14 protein-coding genes and 3 pseudogenes are annotated in these 15,080 nt (G+C 69.9%); 15 read left to right on the top strand and 2 right to left on the bottom strand.

All coding sequences use genetic code 11. The annotated features are described in order from the left end of the window. The first annotated feature begins 34 nt into the window (after positions 1-34). The 11 genes and pseudogenes from ACAG26_RS18425 (at position 35) to ACAG26_RS18375 (ending at position 10,534) form a co-directional block, all read left to right on the top strand. On the top strand, positions 35-634 hold the full coding sequence (locus ACAG26_RS18425) for a riboflavin synthase (RefSeq protein WP_370484517.1): 600 nt from the start codon (positions 35-37) through the stop codon (positions 632-634). Positions 635-726: 92 nt separating this feature from the next. After that, a complete protein-coding gene (locus ACAG26_RS18420) occupies positions 727-2,004 on the top strand; it encodes a bifunctional 3,4-dihydroxy-2-butanone-4-phosphate synthase/GTP cyclohydrolase II (protein ID WP_370484516.1) in 1,278 nt (425 codons plus the stop codon). After that, complete coding sequence (ribH, locus tag ACAG26_RS18415; protein ID WP_370484515.1) at positions 2,001-2,483, top strand: 6,7-dimethyl-8-ribityllumazine synthase; 483 nt, start codon at positions 2,001-2,003, stop codon at positions 2,481-2,483. The genes ACAG26_RS18420 and ribH overlap by 4 nt, the downstream gene beginning before the upstream one ends. Then, on the top strand, positions 2,480-2,941 hold the full coding sequence (locus ACAG26_RS18410; RefSeq protein WP_370484514.1) for a PH domain-containing protein: 462 nt from the start codon (positions 2,480-2,482) through the stop codon (positions 2,939-2,941). Before ribH ends, ACAG26_RS18410 begins: the two co-directional genes overlap by 4 nt. Before the next feature lie 68 nt (positions 2,942-3,009). Beyond that, positions 3,010-4,986 (top strand): excinuclease ABC subunit UvrC, encoded by a 1,977-nt coding sequence (gene uvrC / locus ACAG26_RS18405; RefSeq protein WP_370484513.1) that lies wholly within the window; start codon positions 3,010-3,012, stop codon positions 4,984-4,986. Beyond that, positions 4,983-5,912: an RNase adapter RapZ gene (rapZ, locus tag ACAG26_RS18400; RefSeq protein ID WP_370484512.1), complete on the top strand. Its 930-nt coding sequence runs from the start codon at positions 4,983-4,985 to the stop codon at positions 5,910-5,912. Before uvrC ends, rapZ begins: the two co-directional genes overlap by 4 nt. Further along, a complete protein-coding gene (locus ACAG26_RS18395) occupies positions 5,909-6,973 on the top strand; it encodes a YvcK family protein (RefSeq protein WP_370484511.1) in 1,065 nt (354 codons plus the stop codon). The genes rapZ and ACAG26_RS18395 overlap by 4 nt, the downstream gene beginning before the upstream one ends. Further along, positions 6,970-7,947 carry a DNA-binding protein WhiA gene (gene whiA, locus ACAG26_RS18390; RefSeq protein ID WP_083341903.1) on the top strand — a complete coding sequence of 326 codons (978 nt, stop codon included), beginning with the start codon at positions 6,970-6,972 and terminating at the stop codon, positions 7,945-7,947. The genes ACAG26_RS18395 and whiA overlap by 4 nt, the downstream gene beginning before the upstream one ends. 111 nt (positions 7,948-8,058) lie before the next feature. Beyond that, positions 8,059-9,000, top strand: a pseudogene (locus tag ACAG26_RS18385) (PucR family transcriptional regulator); the annotation flags it as partial. After that, a pseudogene (locus tag ACAG26_RS18380) lies at positions 8,958-9,113 on the top strand (DUF3556 domain-containing protein); the annotation flags it as partial. The pseudogenes ACAG26_RS18385 and ACAG26_RS18380, both read left to right, overlap by 43 nt. Further along, a complete protein-coding gene (locus ACAG26_RS18375; RefSeq protein ID WP_370484510.1) occupies positions 9,110-10,534 on the top strand; it encodes a phytoene desaturase family protein in 1,425 nt (474 codons plus the stop codon). The pseudogene ACAG26_RS18380 and the gene ACAG26_RS18375, both read left to right, overlap by 4 nt. 182 nt (positions 10,535-10,716) lie before the next feature. Here the strand turns inward: ACAG26_RS18375 and ACAG26_RS18370 are convergent, their stop codons facing one another. Continuing rightward, positions 10,717-11,121 (bottom strand): STAS/SEC14 domain-containing protein, encoded by a 405-nt coding sequence (locus ACAG26_RS18370; RefSeq protein WP_370484509.1) that lies wholly within the window; start codon positions 11,119-11,121, stop codon positions 10,717-10,719. A gap of 89 nt (positions 11,122-11,210) precedes the next feature. Here ACAG26_RS18370 and gap point away from each other — a divergent pair, with 89 nt between their 5' ends. The 4 genes from gap to secG all read left to right on the top strand — a co-directional run bounded on the left by gap (position 11,211) and on the right by secG (position 14,628). Then, positions 11,211-12,233, top strand: coding sequence for a type I glyceraldehyde-3-phosphate dehydrogenase (gap, locus tag ACAG26_RS18365; protein ID WP_370484508.1), 1,023 nt, complete (start codon positions 11,211-11,213; stop codon positions 12,231-12,233). A 6-nt stretch (positions 12,234-12,239) separates the two neighbouring features. After that, a complete protein-coding gene (gene pgk / locus ACAG26_RS18360; protein ID WP_370484507.1) occupies positions 12,240-13,466 on the top strand; it encodes a phosphoglycerate kinase in 1,227 nt (408 codons plus the stop codon). Further along, positions 13,463-14,248 (top strand): triose-phosphate isomerase, encoded by a 786-nt coding sequence (gene tpiA, locus ACAG26_RS18355; RefSeq protein ID WP_370484506.1) that lies wholly within the window; start codon positions 13,463-13,465, stop codon positions 14,246-14,248. Before pgk ends, tpiA begins: the two co-directional genes overlap by 4 nt. Positions 14,249-14,391: 143 nt before the next feature. Beyond that, positions 14,392-14,628 carry a preprotein translocase subunit SecG gene (gene secG, locus ACAG26_RS18350; RefSeq protein ID WP_370484505.1) on the top strand — a complete coding sequence of 79 codons (237 nt, stop codon included), beginning with the start codon at positions 14,392-14,394 and terminating at the stop codon, positions 14,626-14,628. A gap of 70 nt (positions 14,629-14,698) precedes the next feature. Here the strand turns inward: secG and ACAG26_RS18345 are convergent. Then, a pseudogene (locus tag ACAG26_RS18345) lies at positions 14,699-15,023 on the bottom strand (GTP-binding protein); the annotation flags it as partial. Positions 15,024-15,080: the final 57 nt, after the last annotated feature.

Below are 15,080 nucleotides of genomic sequence, written 5' to 3'. Positions count from 1 at the left end.
GTGCCGCCGAGCCAGCAGGCTCTACCCTGGTGCGGTGTTCACCGGCATTGTCGAGGAATTGGGCGAGGTGGTCGCCCGGGAGGATCTGACCGACGCCGCGCGGTTGGTCATCCACGGGCCGGTCGTCACCGCCGACGCCGCCCACGGCGACTCGATCGCCGTCAACGGGGTGTGCCTGACGGTGGTGGAGGTGCTGCCCGGCGGCCGGTTTTCCGCCGATGTGATGCGCGAGACATTGGACCGCTCCAGCCTGCAGAAGATCGACGCCGGTGCCGCGGTGAACCTGGAGCGCGCCGCCCCGGTGGGGGGCCGGCTGGGCGGGCACATCGTGCAGGGCCACGTCGACGGCACCGGTCATGTGCTGGCCCGCACCCCGGCCGAGCATTGGGAGGTGGTGCGGATCGCGCTGCCGCCCGCCTTGGCCCGCTACGTGGTGGAAAAGGGCTCGATCACCGTCGACGGGATCTCCCTGACCGTCTCCGGGGTGGGTGCCGACTGGTTTGAGGTATCGCTGATCCCAACCACCCGGGAGCTGACCACCCTGGGCCGCGCACCGGTGGAAACACCGGTCAACCTGGAGGTCGATGTCATCGCGAAATACGTCGAACGCCTGCTGCAACATCCCGCTGAGTAAGACCAGGGCAATAACGGTGACGACGCGGTGGTTCATACTGGACGGACGGGGTTCCGCGGACTGGCGCTCCCGAACGGACTGAGGTGGCACGGATGACGAGGCTGGACACCGTGGAGCGGGCTCTTGCCGACATCGCGGCCGGTAAACCCGTCGTCGTCATCGACGACGAGGATCGGGAGAACGAGGGCGATCTGATCTTCGCCGCCGAGAAGGCCACCCCGGAGCTGGTGGCCTTCATGGTGCGGTACACCTCCGGCTACCTGTGTGTGCCGCTGGACGGCGCGGTTTGCGACCGGCTGGGCTTGCTGCCGATGTACGCGGTCAACCAGGACAAACACGGCACCGCCTACACCGTCACCGTCGACGCCAAAAACGGGGTGGGGACCGGGATTTCGGCCTCGGACCGGGCCACCACGATGCGGCTGCTGGCCGATCCCACCAGCGTCGCCGACGATTTCACCCGGCCCGGTCACGTGGTCCCGCTGCGCGCCAAGGACGGCGGCGTGCTGCGCCGCCCCGGCCACACCGAGGCCGCTGTCGACCTGGCCCGGCTGGCGGGTCTGCAACCCGCCGGGGCGATCTGCGAGATCGTCAGCCAAAAAGACGAGGGCGCCATGGCGCAGACCGACGAGCTGCGGGTGTTCGCCGACGAGCATGATCTGGCGCTGATCGCGATCGCCGACCTGATCGAGTACCGGCGCAAACACGAGAAGCACATCGAGCGGATCGCCGAGGCCCGGATCCCCACCCGGCACGGCGAGTTCCGGGCGGTGGGCTACACCAGCATCTATGAGGACGTCGAACACGTGGCGCTGGTCCGCGGCGAGATCGCCGGGCCGCACAGCGACGGTCACGACGTGCTGGTCCGGGTGCACTCGGAATGCCTGACCGGTGACGTGTTCGGGTCGCGGCGCTGCGATTGCGGACCTCAGCTGGACGCGGCGATGGCGATGGTGGCCCGCGAGGGCCGCGGTGTGGTGCTCTACATGCGCGGCCACGAGGGCCGCGGCATCGGGCTGATGCACAAGCTGCAGGCCTATCAGCTGCAGGACGCCGGCGAGGATACCGTCGACGCCAACCTCAAGCTGGGGTTGCCGGCCGACGCCCGCGACTACGGCACCGGCGCGCAGATCCTGGTCGATCTGGGGGTGCGCTCGATGCGGCTGCTGACCAACAACCCCGCCAAGCGGGTCGGGCTGGACGGTTACGGGCTGCACATCATCGAGCGGGTGCCGCTGCCGGTGCGGGCCAACGCCGAAAACATCCGGTACCTGATGACCAAGCGGGACCGGATGGGCCACGACCTGACCGGGCTGGACGATTTCGACGAATCCGTGCACCTGCCCGGCGAATTCGGCGGGGCTCTGTGAGTGGTGGCGCCGGGGTGCCGGATCTGCCGGTGCTCGACGCGTCCGGGCTGACCCTCGCGATCGTCGCCAGCACCTGGCACCCGCAGATCTGTGACGCGCTGCTGGCCGGTGCCCGCAAGGTGGCCGTCGACGCCGGCATCGACAATCCCACCGTGGTGCGGGTGCTCGGTGCGATCGAAATCCCGGTGGTGGCCCAGGAGTTGGCCCACAGCCACGATGCCGTCGTCGCCTTGGGCGTGGTGATCCGCGGCGCCACACCGCATTTCGACTATGTGTGTGACGCGGTGACCCAGGGGCTGACCCGGGTGTCGCTGGATGCCGCCACGCCGGTCGCCAACGGGGTGTTGACCACCAACACCGAGCAGCAGGCCCTGGAGCGGGCCGGGTTGCCGACGTCGAGCGAAGACAAGGGGGCGCAGGCCGCCGCGGCGGCGCTGAGCACCGCGCTGACCCTGCGCGACCTGCGCACCGCCCCGTGACCGCCGACGACGACTGGGACGTGGTGGTGCGCCCGCACCGGGCGCCCTACTTCGCCTACACCGCGGCCTTCCTGATCGCCGCCGTGCACATCGCGGTGGGTTTCTTGCTCAAGATCCGCTCATCCGGGGTGATCTTCCAGACCGCCGACCAGGTGGCGATCGCCGGGCTGGGCCTGGTCATCGCCGGGTGTGTGCTGCTGTTCGCCCGCCCGCGGCTGCGGGTCGGCGCACCCGGGCTGTCGGTGCGCAACCTGTTCGGGGATCGGCTGATCCCGTGGTCGGTGGTGGAGGGGGTGTCGTTTCCGGCCGGTGCCCGCTGGGCGCGCATCGACCTGCCCGACGACGAGTACATCCCGGTGATGGCGATCCAGGCCGTCGACAAGGAGCGCGCCGTGGCGGCCATGGACGCGGTGCGGGACCTGGTCAAGCGCTACAGCCCTCCCCGCGAGCAGACGTAAAGGCCCCGTCTTCAGCGCCCAAAACGGTGCTTTTACGTCTGCTCGCCGCAAAAAGATAGCCTGTAAACGTGCCCGATCCCGCCACCTACCGCCCGGCGCCCGGCTCCATCCCGGTCGAACCCGGCGTGTACCGGTTCCGGGACCCGCACGGTCGAGTCATCTACGTCGGCAAAGCCAAAAGCCTGCGCAGCCGGCTGACGTCCTACTTCGCCGACGTCGCCAGCCTGCACCCGCGGACGCGCCAGATGGTGACCACCGCCGCCAAGGTGGAATGGACGGTGGTGACCACCGAGGTCGAAGCACTGCAGCTGGAGTACAACTGGATCAAGGAGTTCGACCCGCGGTTTAACGTCCGCTACCGCGACGACAAGACCTACCCGGTGCTGGCGGTCACCCTGGGCGAGGAGTACCCGCGGCTGATGGTCTACCGCGGCCCGCGGCGCAAGGGGGTGCGCTATTTCGGGCCGTACTCGCACGCCTGGGCGATCCGGGAAACCCTGGACCTGCTCACCCGGGTGTTCCCGGCGCGCACCTGCTCAGCCGGAGTGTTCAAGCGACACAACCAGATCGGGCGGCCCTGCCTGCTCGGCTACATCGACAAATGCTCGGCGCCCTGCGTTGGACGGGTCAGCGCCGAGGCGCACCGCCAGATCGTGGACGACTTCTGCGACTTTCTGGCCGGCAAAACGGATCGGCTGGTCCGCAACCTGGAAAAGGAGATGACCGCCGCCGCCGATGAGCTCGACTTCGAGCGGGCCGCCCGGCTGCGCGACGACGTCTCCGCGCTGCGGCGGGCGCTGGAGAAACAGGCGGTGGTGTTCGGCGACGGCACCGACGCCGACGTGGTGGCGTTCGCCGACGACGAGCTGGAAGCCGCGGTGCAGGTGTTCCACGTCCGGGGCGGCCGGGTCCGCGGGCAGCGGGGCTGGATCGTCGAAAAGTCGGACGACCCCGGTGATTCCGGGGAAGCGCGGCTGGTCGAGCAGTTCCTGACCCAGTTCTACGGGGAGCAGGCCGAGCTGGGCACCGCCGCCGACGAGGCGACCAACCCGGTGCCCCGCGAGGTGCTGGTGCCGTGCCTGCCGGCCAACGCCGACCAGCTGACCGACTGGCTGTCCGGGCTGCGCGGCTCGCGGGTGGCGCTGCGGGTGGCGCGCCGCGGCGACAAGCGGGTGCTGGCCGAAACCGTGCAGCGCAACGCCAAAGAGGCCCTGCAGCAACACAAGCTGAAGCGGGCCGGCGATTTCACCGCCAGATCTGCTGCGCTGCAAAGTATTCAAGAAGCGCTGGGGCTGGCTGACGCGCCGCTGCGCATCGAGTGTGTGGACATCAGCCATGTGCAGGGCACCGACGTGGTGGGGTCGCTGGTGGTGTTCGAGGACGGGCTGCCGCGCAAATCCGACTACCGGCACTTCGCCATCCGGGAGGCCGCCGGGGACGGCCGCTCCGACGACGTGGCTTCGATCGCCGAGGTGACCCGCCGCCGCTTCGTACGCCATCTGCGTGACCAGCAGGACCCGGATATGCTGACCGCCGAAGGCAAGTCGCGCCGGTTCGCCTATCCGCCGAACCTCTACGTCGTGGACGGGGGCGCCCCGCAGGTCAACGCCGCCGCGGCGGTGCTGTCCGAGCTCGGCATCACCGACGTCGCCACGATCGGGCTGGCAAAACGGCTGGAGGAGGTGTGGGTGCCCGCCGAACCGGATCCGGTGATCATGCCGCGCAACAGCGAAGGCCTGTATTTGCTGCAGCGCATCCGCGACGAGGCGCACCGGTTCGCCATCGGCTACCACCGCAGCAAACGCTCCAAGCGGATGACCGCGTCGGCGCTGGATTCGGTGCCCGGTTTGGGGGAACATCGTCGCAAGGCGCTGGTCGCGCATTTCGGTTCGGTGGCCCGGCTGCGGGAGGCCACCGTCGACGAGATCACCGCGGTGCCCGGCATCGGCGCCAGGACCGCCGCGGCGGTCCTGGCAGCCTTGGGGTCTAGCCCCGAGCCGCCCGGGGTGGCCGCGACGACTCGAGGGGAGCGGGCATCGGGATGACCGAGCATGGAACGGGGGAAGGTGTGCGCGACCGTCCGTCCGGCGCCGGCGAATCCGGGATCGACGTGGTCCTGGTGACCGGGCTGTCCGGGGCGGGCCGCGGCACCGCGGCCAAAGTCCTCGAGGACCTGGGCTGGTATGTCGCCGACAACCTCCCGCCGGAGCTGATCACCCGGATGGTGGACTTCGGGCTGGCCGCGGGGTCGCGGATCACCCAGCTGGCGGTGGTGATGGACGTTCGGTCCCGCGGCTTCACCGGCGACTTGGACTCGGTGCGCACCGAGCTGGCCACCCGCGGCATCAGCCCGCGGGTGCTGTTCATGGAGGCGTCGGACGACATGCTGATCCGCCGCTACGAAAACAACCGCCGCAGCCACCCGCTGCAGGGGGAACAGACCCTGGCCGAGGGCATCGCCGCCGAACGGGCCATGCTGGCGCCGGTGCGGGCCGCCGCCGACCTGATCATCGACACCTCCACCCGCTCGGTGCGCGAACTGCGGGAGAGCATAGAACGGGCGTTCGGCACCGAGGCCGTCGCGCACACCAGCGTCACCGTGGAGTCCTTCGGCTACAAATACGGCCTGCCGATGGACGCCGACATGGTGATGGATGTGCGGTTTTTGCCCAACCCGCACTGGGTCGACGAGCTGCGTCCACACACCGGTCAGCACCCGGCGGTGCGCGACTACGTGCTGGGCCAGCCCGGTGCGGCCGACTTTCTCGATACCTACCATCGGTTGCTGTCCCTGGTTGTCGAGGGCTACCGCCGAGAGGGGAAGCGCTACATGACCGTTGCCATCGGGTGCACCGGCGGCAAGCATCGCAGCGTGGCCATCGCCGAAGCGTTGGCGGCGGTGCTGGAGGCCCAGGGCGGCGATGCCCTCCTGTCGGTGCGGGTCCTGCACCGGGATCTGGGCCGCGAATGAGCCAGCGCATTGTCGCGTTGGGCGGCGGACACGGACTGTATGCGACGCTGTCGGCGGCTCGGCGGATCACCCCGCACGTCACCGCGGTGGTGACGGTCGCCGACGACGGCGGCTCGTCGGGCCGGCTGCGCAGCGAACTCGATGTGGTGCCCCCGGGGGATCTGCGGATGGCGTTGGCGGCGTTGGCCTCCGACAGCCCGCACGGGCGGCTGTGGGCCACCATCATCCAGCACCGCTTCGGCGGCAGCGGCGCGCTGGCCGGGCACCCGATCGGCAACCTGCTGCTGGCCGGGCTCAACGATGTGCTGGCCGACCCGGTCGCCGCCCTCGACGAGTTGGGCCGGATGCTGGGGGTCAAGGGCCGGGTGCTGCCGATGTGCCCGATCGCGCTGCAGATCGAGGCCGACGTGTCCGGTCTGGAGGCCGACCCGCGCATGTTCCGGCTGATCCGCGGCCAGGTGGCGATCGCCACCACCCCCGGCAAGGTGCGCCGGGTCCGGCTGCTGCCCGGCGACCCGCCGGCCACCCGGCAGGCGGTGGACGCCATCATGGCCGCCGACCTGGTGGTGCTCGGGCCCGGGTCGTGGTTCACCAGCGTCATCCCGCATGTGCTGGTGCCGGGGCTGGCCGCGGCGCTGCAGGCTACCCCGGCGCGCCGGGCGCTGGTGCTCAACCTGGCCGCCGAGCCGGGGGAGACCGCGGGTTTCTCGGTGGAGCGACACCTGCACGTGCTGGCCCAGCATGCGCCCGGGTTCACCGTCCACGACATCATCATCGACGCCGAACGGGTGCCCAGCGACCGGGAACGCGACCAGCTGCGGCGCACCGCCACCCTGCTGCAAGCCGATGTTCAGTTCGCCAACGTCGCCAGACCTGGTACACCTTTACATGACCCAGGAAAGCTGGCGGCGGCGCTGGACGGGGTCCGGGTGCGCGGCTCCAGTTCGGCGCCGCCCACCGTCCCGAGCCCTGTCTCGAAGCCGGTTGAGGCGGGCGGCCAACAGACCGGCATGGCGGGACCCCGCCGGAACGGACCGGGAGGTGACGACGCGTGGCGATGACGGCCGATGTCAAGGATGAGCTGAGCCGCCTGGTGGTGAGTTCGGTGAGTGCGCGCCGCGCCGAGGTGGCCTCGCTGCTGCGGTTCGCCGGCGGATTGCACATCGTGTCCGGCCGGGTGGTCGTCGAAGCCGAGGTCGACCAGGGCATCATCGCGCGACGGCTGCGCAAGGACATCTTCGACCTGTACGGCTACAACTCGGTGGTACATGTGCTGTCGGCCAGCGGGATCCGCAAGAACACCCGGTATGTGCTGCGGGTCGCCAACGACGGCGAGGCGCTGGCCCGGCAGACCGGCCTGCTGGATCTGCGCGGCCGGCCGGTGCGCGGGTTGCCGGCCCAGGTGGTGGGCGGCAGCATCGGCGACGCCGAGGCGGCCTGGCGCGGCGCGTTCCTGGCGCACGGGTCGCTGACCGAGCCGGGGCGGTCCTCGGCGCTGGAGGTCAGCTGCCCGGGCCCGGAGGCCGCGCTGGCGCTGGTGGGTGCGGCCCGCCGGATGGGGGTCAGCGCCAAGGCCCGGGAGGTGCGCGGCGCCGACCGGGTGGTGGTGCGCGACGGGGAGGCGATCGGCGCGCTGCTGACCCGGATGGGCGCCCAGAGCACCCGGCTGGTCTGGGAGGAGCGCCGGATGCGTCGCGAGGTGCGGGCCACCGCTAACCGGCTGGCCAACTTCGACGACGCCAACCTGCGCCGCTCGGCGCGTGCGGCGGTCGCCGCGGCCGCCCGGGTGGCGCGGGCGCTGGAGATCCTCGGTGACACGGTGCCCGACCATCTGGCCGCGGCCGGCAAGCTGCGCGTCGAGCACCGGCAGGCCTCATTGGAGGAGCTGGGCCGGCTCGCCGATCCGCCGATGACCAAAGACGCTGTGGCGGGCCGGATCCGGCGGCTGCTATCGATGGCCGACCGCAAGGCCAAACAGGACGGCATCCCCGACACCGAGTCGGCGGTTACCCCCGACCTCCTCGAAGACGCCTAGTCACCTTTCGCCGCGAGCGGGGTCACCTTTCCCCGCGAGCGTGCGAGTCCCCGGTCGACACGCCGCGGCATTTACCGGATCTGGGCACGCTCGCGAGCGGCGTGCCGGGCGCGCGGCCCGACCAGCGTCGAACTGGGCAACCGCGCGGCCCGTTTCATCGACATGGTGTGCGACCAGGTCGGGGTCGCCTACGAGCAAGAGCGCGACCGGTGGGTGAGTCGGCGCAGCGGCCTGCGCCAGCAGTGGCTCGGCGAGGTGCTCGCCGGTGAGCCGGTCGATCTGCCCCGGGCCGAGGAGGTGTTGGGCTACCGCCTGCAAGGTTGGCATCTGGCGGCGGTGGTGGGGGCGGACGCGGCGGTGCCCGCCGGTGATGCGGTGGCCCTCTTCGAACAGGTGCGGTCGCGGGCGGCCGCCGAGCTGGGCGCGGTGGGACGCCCGTTGCTGGTCCGCGCCGAGGAACGCGAAGCGCGGCTGTGGTTTTCGCTGCGTGACGGCGACCGCATCCGCCCCGCGCGGGTGCGGGCGGCGCTGGAAGCCTCCGGCCTGCGTGCCTGCCTGACCTTCGGCGACGTGGGCCGGGGGCTCGGCGGCTTCCGCCGCTCGCTGGCGCAGGCCGAACGGATCAAGGCGGTGGCGCTGGGCGGCCGGGGCCGACCCGCCACCCACGTCGTTTTCTATGCCGAGGTCGCGCCGATCGCGTTGATGGCCGGCGACCCCGATGGGCTGCGCAGTTTCGTCGCTGACACGCTGCGGGAGCTCAGTGTTGACGAGGAGCGCAATGAGTGGCTCCGCGCGACGTTGCGCGAATTCTTGGCCCGCAACCGCAGCTACGTGGCGACGGCCGACGCGATGATCCTGCACCGCAACACCGTTCAGTACCGGGTGGCGCAGGCGATGGCGCTGTGCGGGCAGAGCTTCGATGACCCCGACGCACTGGTGGGGGTGCAGATCGCGCTGGAGGTATGCCGGTGGATGGCCCCGGCGGTGCTACGCCCACCGAGGCACACCACCAAGGCCAGCCCATCCACCTCGTCTACGCCAAATCCGGGCTGATCGAGGCGGGCTATGTCACCGTGGAGGACATGCTGAGCCGTCAGCCCTGGCCCGAACCCGGCGACGAGTTCCCGGTGCACGTCACCGCCCGCGGCCTTGGCAGGGTGCAATGACCACCGCCGTTGTCGTCGGCGCCGGCCCCAATGGTCTGGCCGGCGCGATCCAGCTGGCCCGCAACGGGATTGACGTGCGCGTGCTGGAGGCTGCCGACACCATTGGCGGGGGAGCGCGGTCGGGGGAGTTGACGGTGCCCGGGGTGATCCACGATTACTGCTCGGCGGCGCACCCGATGGGGGTGGGCTCACCGTTCTGGAACGATATCGACCTGCCCAGGTACGGGCTGACCTGGAAATGGCCGGAGGTCGATTGCGCCCACCCGCTCGACGACGGCAGTGCCGGGGTGCTGTTCCGGTCGCTCGACGCCACCGTGGCCGGGATGGGCCGCGACGCCCGCCGGTGGCGGCTGGCGGTGGGCGACCTGGCCGCCGGCTTCGACGAGTTGGGCCAGGATCTGATGCGCCCGGCGCTGCACATCCCGCGCCACCCGGTCCGGCTGGCCGCGTTCGGGCCGCGCGCGGTGCTGCCCGCCACGGTGCTGGCGCGCTGGTTTCGCACCGCGCAGGCGCGCGCGCTGTACGGCGGCGCGGCCGCGCACGGGTTCACCCGGCTGGACCGGCCGCTGACCGCGGCGATGGGGTTGATGTTTGTGGCCAGCGGCCACCGCTATGGCTGGCCGGTCGCCGAGGGCGGATCCGGGTCGATCACCGCGGCCCTGGCGGCCGCGCTGAAGGAACACGGTGGTGCGATCGCCACCGGGGTCCCGGTCACCAGCCGCGCCGATATTCCCGATGCCGACATCGTGCTGCTCGACCTGAGTCCGGCCGCGGCGGTAAAGATTTACGGCGATGCCATGCCCGGCCGGGTCAAACGGGCCTATCAGCGCTACCGGTACGGCTCCTCGGCGTTCAAGGTTGACTTCGCCGTCGACGGCGACATCCCGTGGACCAACCCGGCGTGTCGGCGGGCGGGCACCGTGCATCTGGGCGGCACGTTCGAGCAGATCGCGCACAGCGAACGCGAACGCGCGGCCGGCCGAATGCCGCAGCGGCCGTTCACCCTGGTCGGGCAGCAGTACCTGGCCGACCCGACGCGGTCGTCCGGCGGCATCAACCCGATCTGGTCCTACGCGCACGTGCCGTTCGGCTACACCGGCGACGCCACCGACGCGGTCATCGACCAGATCGAGGGCGCCGCACCGGGATTCCGTGACCGCATCGTGGCGACCGTCAGCAAGTCCACCGCCCAGCTGCACAGCTACAACCCGAACTATCTCGGCGGCGACATCGTCGGCGGCGCCAACGATGGGCTGCAGGTGCTGTTTCGGCCGCGGGTGGGCATAGACCCCTACTTCACCGGGGTGCCGGGTGTTTACCTGTGCTCGCAATCCACCCCGCCGGGCGCTGGGATTCACGGGCTGTGCGGCTACTACGCCGCCCAATCGGCGCTGCGGCGCCTGGGCAGACGTCGCGGCTAACCGTGCCGTCGCTGCTCAGCGGGCGCGGCGGTGTGTGTGACCGCCCGGTCGAGGGCCTGGCGATCAGCCGGTTGGCGTCTCATCCGTCACTTTGGTCCCGGCGGGGTGGCAGGCGGACGCAACGCCATATGCCCCGGCTCACGAGGCCAGTGGGGCTGTTGCGACTGGCGGGAGCACCCACTTCAACCAGCTCCGTCCCGGTTCGTGCCGAGCCGGGAGACGACGAGTTCGCCAAGGCTCGCGGCCGCCGCCCCCACACCACCGAGGTAGGCCTTGACCAACTCCCCAGCGGACACCTCAGCGCCGACAGGCAATGACGCCAGCCACGCCACCGCGTCATCGCGCTCGTCGTTGCCGTACACCCGCACCGGGCACGGCATCCAGGCTCCGATGCGTCGGGTCGGTATCCGGATCCAGGCCAGATCGCTGATCACCGCGCAACCGTCCAGCAGCCGCGCGTAGCGCGACCCGAGCCGGCCGTCGGCCCACAGCGCGCCCGGGGTGATGCGCTGAAAGCCCGGACCGAACTGGTAGAGCAGGCGCAGCCGGCCCCCGGCCTGCCGCGTCCACCACGCTACGTTCAGCAACCCGTCACCGCCCGCACAAGCCCCGGGAGCGCCCATTAGGCTGGCCGATGGAGCACACCAGCAGACGGCAAACACGAGGAGTAAGACCAGTGACGGTCCGGGTAGGCGTTAACGGCTTTGGTCGCATCGGACGCAACTTCTTCAGGGCATTGGACGCGCAGAAGGCCCAGGGCGCCGGCACCGACATCGAGATTGTCGCGGTCAACGACCTGACCGACAACGCCACCCTGGCGCACCTGCTCAAATTCGACTCGATCCTGGGGCGGCTGCCGCACGACGTCACCCTTGAAGGCGACGACACCATCGTCGTCGGCAACACCAAGATCAAGTCGCTGGAGGTCAAAGAGGGGCCGGCCGCGCTGCCCTGGGGTGACCTGGGTGTTGACGTCGTCGTCGAATCCACCGGCATCTTCACCAACGCCGCCAAGGCCAAGGGCCACCTGGACGCGGGCGCCAAGAAGGTGATCATCTCCGCGCCGGCCACCGACGAGGACATCACCATCGTGCTGGGCGTCAACGACGACAAGTACGACGGCAGCCAGAACATCATCTCCAACGCCTCGTGCACCACCAACTGCCTGGGCCCGCTGGCCAAGGTGCTCAACGACGAGTTCGGCATCGTCAAGGGCCTGATGACCACCATCCACGCCTACACCCAGGACCAGAACCTGCAGGACGGTCCGCACAAGGACCTGCGTCGCGCCCGCGCCGCCGCGGTCAACATCGTGCCGACCTCGACCGGCGCCGCCAAGGCGATCGGGCTGGTGCTGCCCGAGCTGAAGGGCAAACTCGACGGGTACGCGCTGCGGGTGCCCATCCCCACCGGATCGGTCACCGACCTGACCGCCGAGCTGAGAAAATCGGCGTCCGTCGAGGACATCAACGCCGCCTTCAAGGCCGCCGCCGAAGGCCGGCTCAAGGGCATCCTGAAGTACTACGACGCGCCGATCGTGTCGTCCGACATCGTCACCGACCCGCACTCCTCGCTGTACGACGCGGGCCTGACCAAGGCGATCGACAACCAGGCCAAGGTGGTGTCCTGGTACGACAACGAATGGGGCTACTCCAACCGGCTGGTCGACCTGGTCGCCCTGGTCGGCAAGTCCCTGTAACCCGCCGTGACGCTCAAGACGCTCGACGACCTTCTGGCCGAAGGAATTTCGGGCCGGGGCGTGCTGGTGCGCTCCGACCTGAACGTTCCGCTCGACGACGGCGGCAATATCACCGACCCGGGCCGCATCACCGCGTCGGTGCCCACCCTGAAAGCGCTGGTCGAAGCCGGCGCCAAGGTGGTGGTGACCGCGCACCTGGGCCGCCCCAAGGGCCAACCCGACCCCAAGCTGTCGTTGGCGCCGGTCGCGGCCGCGCTGTCGCAGCAGCTGGGACAGCACGTGCAGCTGGCCGGCGATGTGGTCGGATCCGACGCGCTGGCCCGCGCCGAGGGCCTCACCGACGGCGATGTGCTGCTGCTGGAGAACATCCGGTTCGACCCCCGCGAGACCAGCAAAGACGACGACGAACGGCTGGCGTTGGCCCGCCAGCTCGCCGAGTTGGTGTCCGGCGCCGACGGTTCGCCCGGCGCGTTCGTCTCCGACGGGTTCGGCGTGGTGCACCGCAAGCAGGCCTCCGTCTATGACGTGGCCACCCTGCTGCCGCACTACGCCGGCACGCTGGTGGCCGCCGAAACCAAGGTGCTGGAGCAGCTGACCAGTTCCACCGACCGGCCCTACGCCGTGGTGTTGGGCGGCTCGAAGGTGTCCGACAAGCTGGCCGTCATCGAATCGCTGGCCACCAAGGCCGATTCCATCGTGATCGGCGGCGGCATGTGTTTCACCTTCCTGGCCGCCCAAGGCCTTTCGGTGGGCACCTCGCTGCTGGAAACCGACATGGTCGACACCTGCCGTCGGCTACTGGACACCTACGCCGACGTGCTGCGGCTGCCGGTCGACATCGTGGTGGCCGAGAAGTTCAGCGCCGACGCCACACCGGAAACCGTTGCCGCCGACCAGATCCCGGATTCCAAGATGGGCCTGGACATCGGGCCCGGGTCGGTGCAGCGGTTCACCACGCTGCTGTCCAACGCCCAAACCATCTTCTGGAACGGCCCGATGGGGGTGTTCGAGTTCCCGGCGTTCGCGGCCGGCACCAAGGGGGTGGCCGAGGCGATCGCCGCCGCCACCGGCAAGGGCGCGTTTTCCGTGGTCGGCGGCGGAGACTCCGCGGCGGCGGTGCGCGCCCTGGGGCTGCCCGCCGACGGCTTCTCGCACATCTCCACCGGCGGTGGCGCGTCGCTGGAATACCTTGAGGGCAAAACCCTGCCCGGCCTGGAGGTGCTGGACCAATGAGCCGCAAACCGCTGATCGCCGGCAACTGGAAGATGAACCTCAACCACTTCGAAGCGATCGCGCTGGTGCAAAAGGTCGCGTTCTCGCTGCCGGACAAGTACTTCGACAAGGTCGACGTCACAGTGCTGCCGCCGTTCACCGATCTGCGCAGCGTGCAGACCCTGGTCGACGGGGACAAGCTGCGGTTGACCTACGGTGCCCAGGACCTGTCCCAGCACGACTCGGGCGCCTACACCGGCGACATCAGCGGCGCGTTTTTGGCCAAGCTGGGCTGCAGCTTTGTCGTCGTCGGCCACTCCGAGCGGCGCAGCTACCACGGCGAGGACGACGCCCTGGTGGCCGCCAAGGCCGCGGCCGCGCTCAAACACGGGCTCACCCCGATCGTGTGCTTCGGCGAACACCTGGAGATTCGGGAGGCGGGCAATCACGTCGAGCACTGCGTGGGCCAGCTGCAAGGCTCGCTGGCCGGGCTTTCCGCCGAGCAGATCGCCAAGGTCGTCGTCGCCTACGAGCCGGTCTGGGCGATCGGCACCGGGCGGGTGGCCGGCGCCGCCGACGCCCAGGAGGTGTGCGCGGCGGCCCGCGCCGAGCTGGGCAAGCTGGCATCGCCGCAGGTCGCCGACGCGGTGCGGGTGCTCTACGGCGGGTCGGTGAACGCCAAGAACATCGGCGAACTCATCGCGCAGGACGACGTGGACGGGGCGCTGGTCGGTGGGGCCTCGCTAGACGGGGAGCAGTTCGCCACGCTGGCCGCGATCGCCGCCGGCGGGCCGCTGCCCTAGCTTGCTCGCCGGTGCGCCTCGCCGTCGCGCCGAGATCGCCCCTCGCCGTCGCGCCGAGATCGACGCCAGCGCGGAAAAGACCGAGAGCGTCGCACGCTCACGTCGATTTCGGCGCAGCGAACCCGACCGGTAGGCTTGCGGCCATGGTGTTGTCCCTGCAGATCCTCCTGGTGATCACCAGCGTGCTGCTGGTGCTGCTGGTCCTGCTGCACCGCGCCAAGGGCGGCGGTTTGTCGACGCTGTTCGGCGGCGGCGTGCAGTCCAGCCTGTCGGGGTCGACGGTGGTGGAGAAGAACCTGGACCGGCTGACCCTGTTCGTGGTCGGCATCTGGCTGGTCTCCATCGTCGCGATGGCGTTGCGAATCAAGTACGGCAGCTGAAGCCGATGCCGGCGGCTGTCAGTGCGCGTGCGTGACATCCCAGGCCGGTAGCGGATCGGGATAGCTGGCCCAAAACGGCGTCGAGATCAACCACGCCTTGCGCGTGCGTACGACCCGCGACGGGGTGAGCCGCCGGAGCACCATTTCCACCATCCCGCAGGTCTTTTCGTTGACCAGATCGGTCTTGTTGAGCACCAACACATCGGCGAACTCAACCTGATCGACGAGCAGATCTGCGATGTTGGTGACCTGGCCAAGGCTGAAGCCGTCGTCGAATTCCCAGCTGAGCGGCCCTCGCGGTTGGCCAAGATGTGGTTGAGCAACGTCGTCTTACCTGCGCCGAGGAAGCCGGATAGCACGGTGACGGGAATGAGAGTGGGTTGCGAAGACGGCATGACGGTAATGATAATCATTGTCAATAACAACGCACGCGCCGGCCGCTAGGCCCGCGT

The sequence above is a fragment of the Mycobacterium sp. pUA109 genome, from assembly GCF_041287095.1.
GTDB lineage: Bacteria > Actinomycetota > Actinomycetes > Mycobacteriales > Mycobacteriaceae > Mycobacterium.
Note: the sequence above shows the minus strand (reverse complement) of the source record. Positions and strands in the feature narration are given on the sequence as shown.

Excerpts from the sequence above, each read along its gene's own strand:
- tpiA (WP_370484506.1), top strand. The coding sequence starts at position 13,463 with ATGAGCCGCAAACCGCTGATCGCCGGCAACTGGAAGATGAACCTCAAC.
- ACAG26_RS18395 (WP_370484511.1), top strand. The coding sequence starts at position 5,909 with ATGAGCCAGCGCATTGTCGCGTTGGGCGGCGGACACGGACTGTATGCG.
- rapZ (WP_370484512.1), top strand. The coding sequence starts at position 4,983 with ATGACCGAGCATGGAACGGGGGAAGGTGTGCGCGACCGTCCGTCCGGC.
- whiA (WP_083341903.1), top strand. The coding sequence starts at position 6,970 with ATGACGGCCGATGTCAAGGATGAGCTGAGCCGCCTGGTGGTGAGTTCG.
- ACAG26_RS18375 (WP_370484510.1), top strand. The coding sequence starts at position 9,110 with ATGACCACCGCCGTTGTCGTCGGCGCCGGCCCCAATGGTCTGGCCGGC.
- ACAG26_RS18420 (WP_370484516.1), top strand. The coding sequence starts at position 727 with ATGACGAGGCTGGACACCGTGGAGCGGGCTCTTGCCGACATCGCGGCC.
- secG (WP_370484505.1), top strand. The coding sequence starts at position 14,392 with ATGGTGTTGTCCCTGCAGATCCTCCTGGTGATCACCAGCGTGCTGCTG.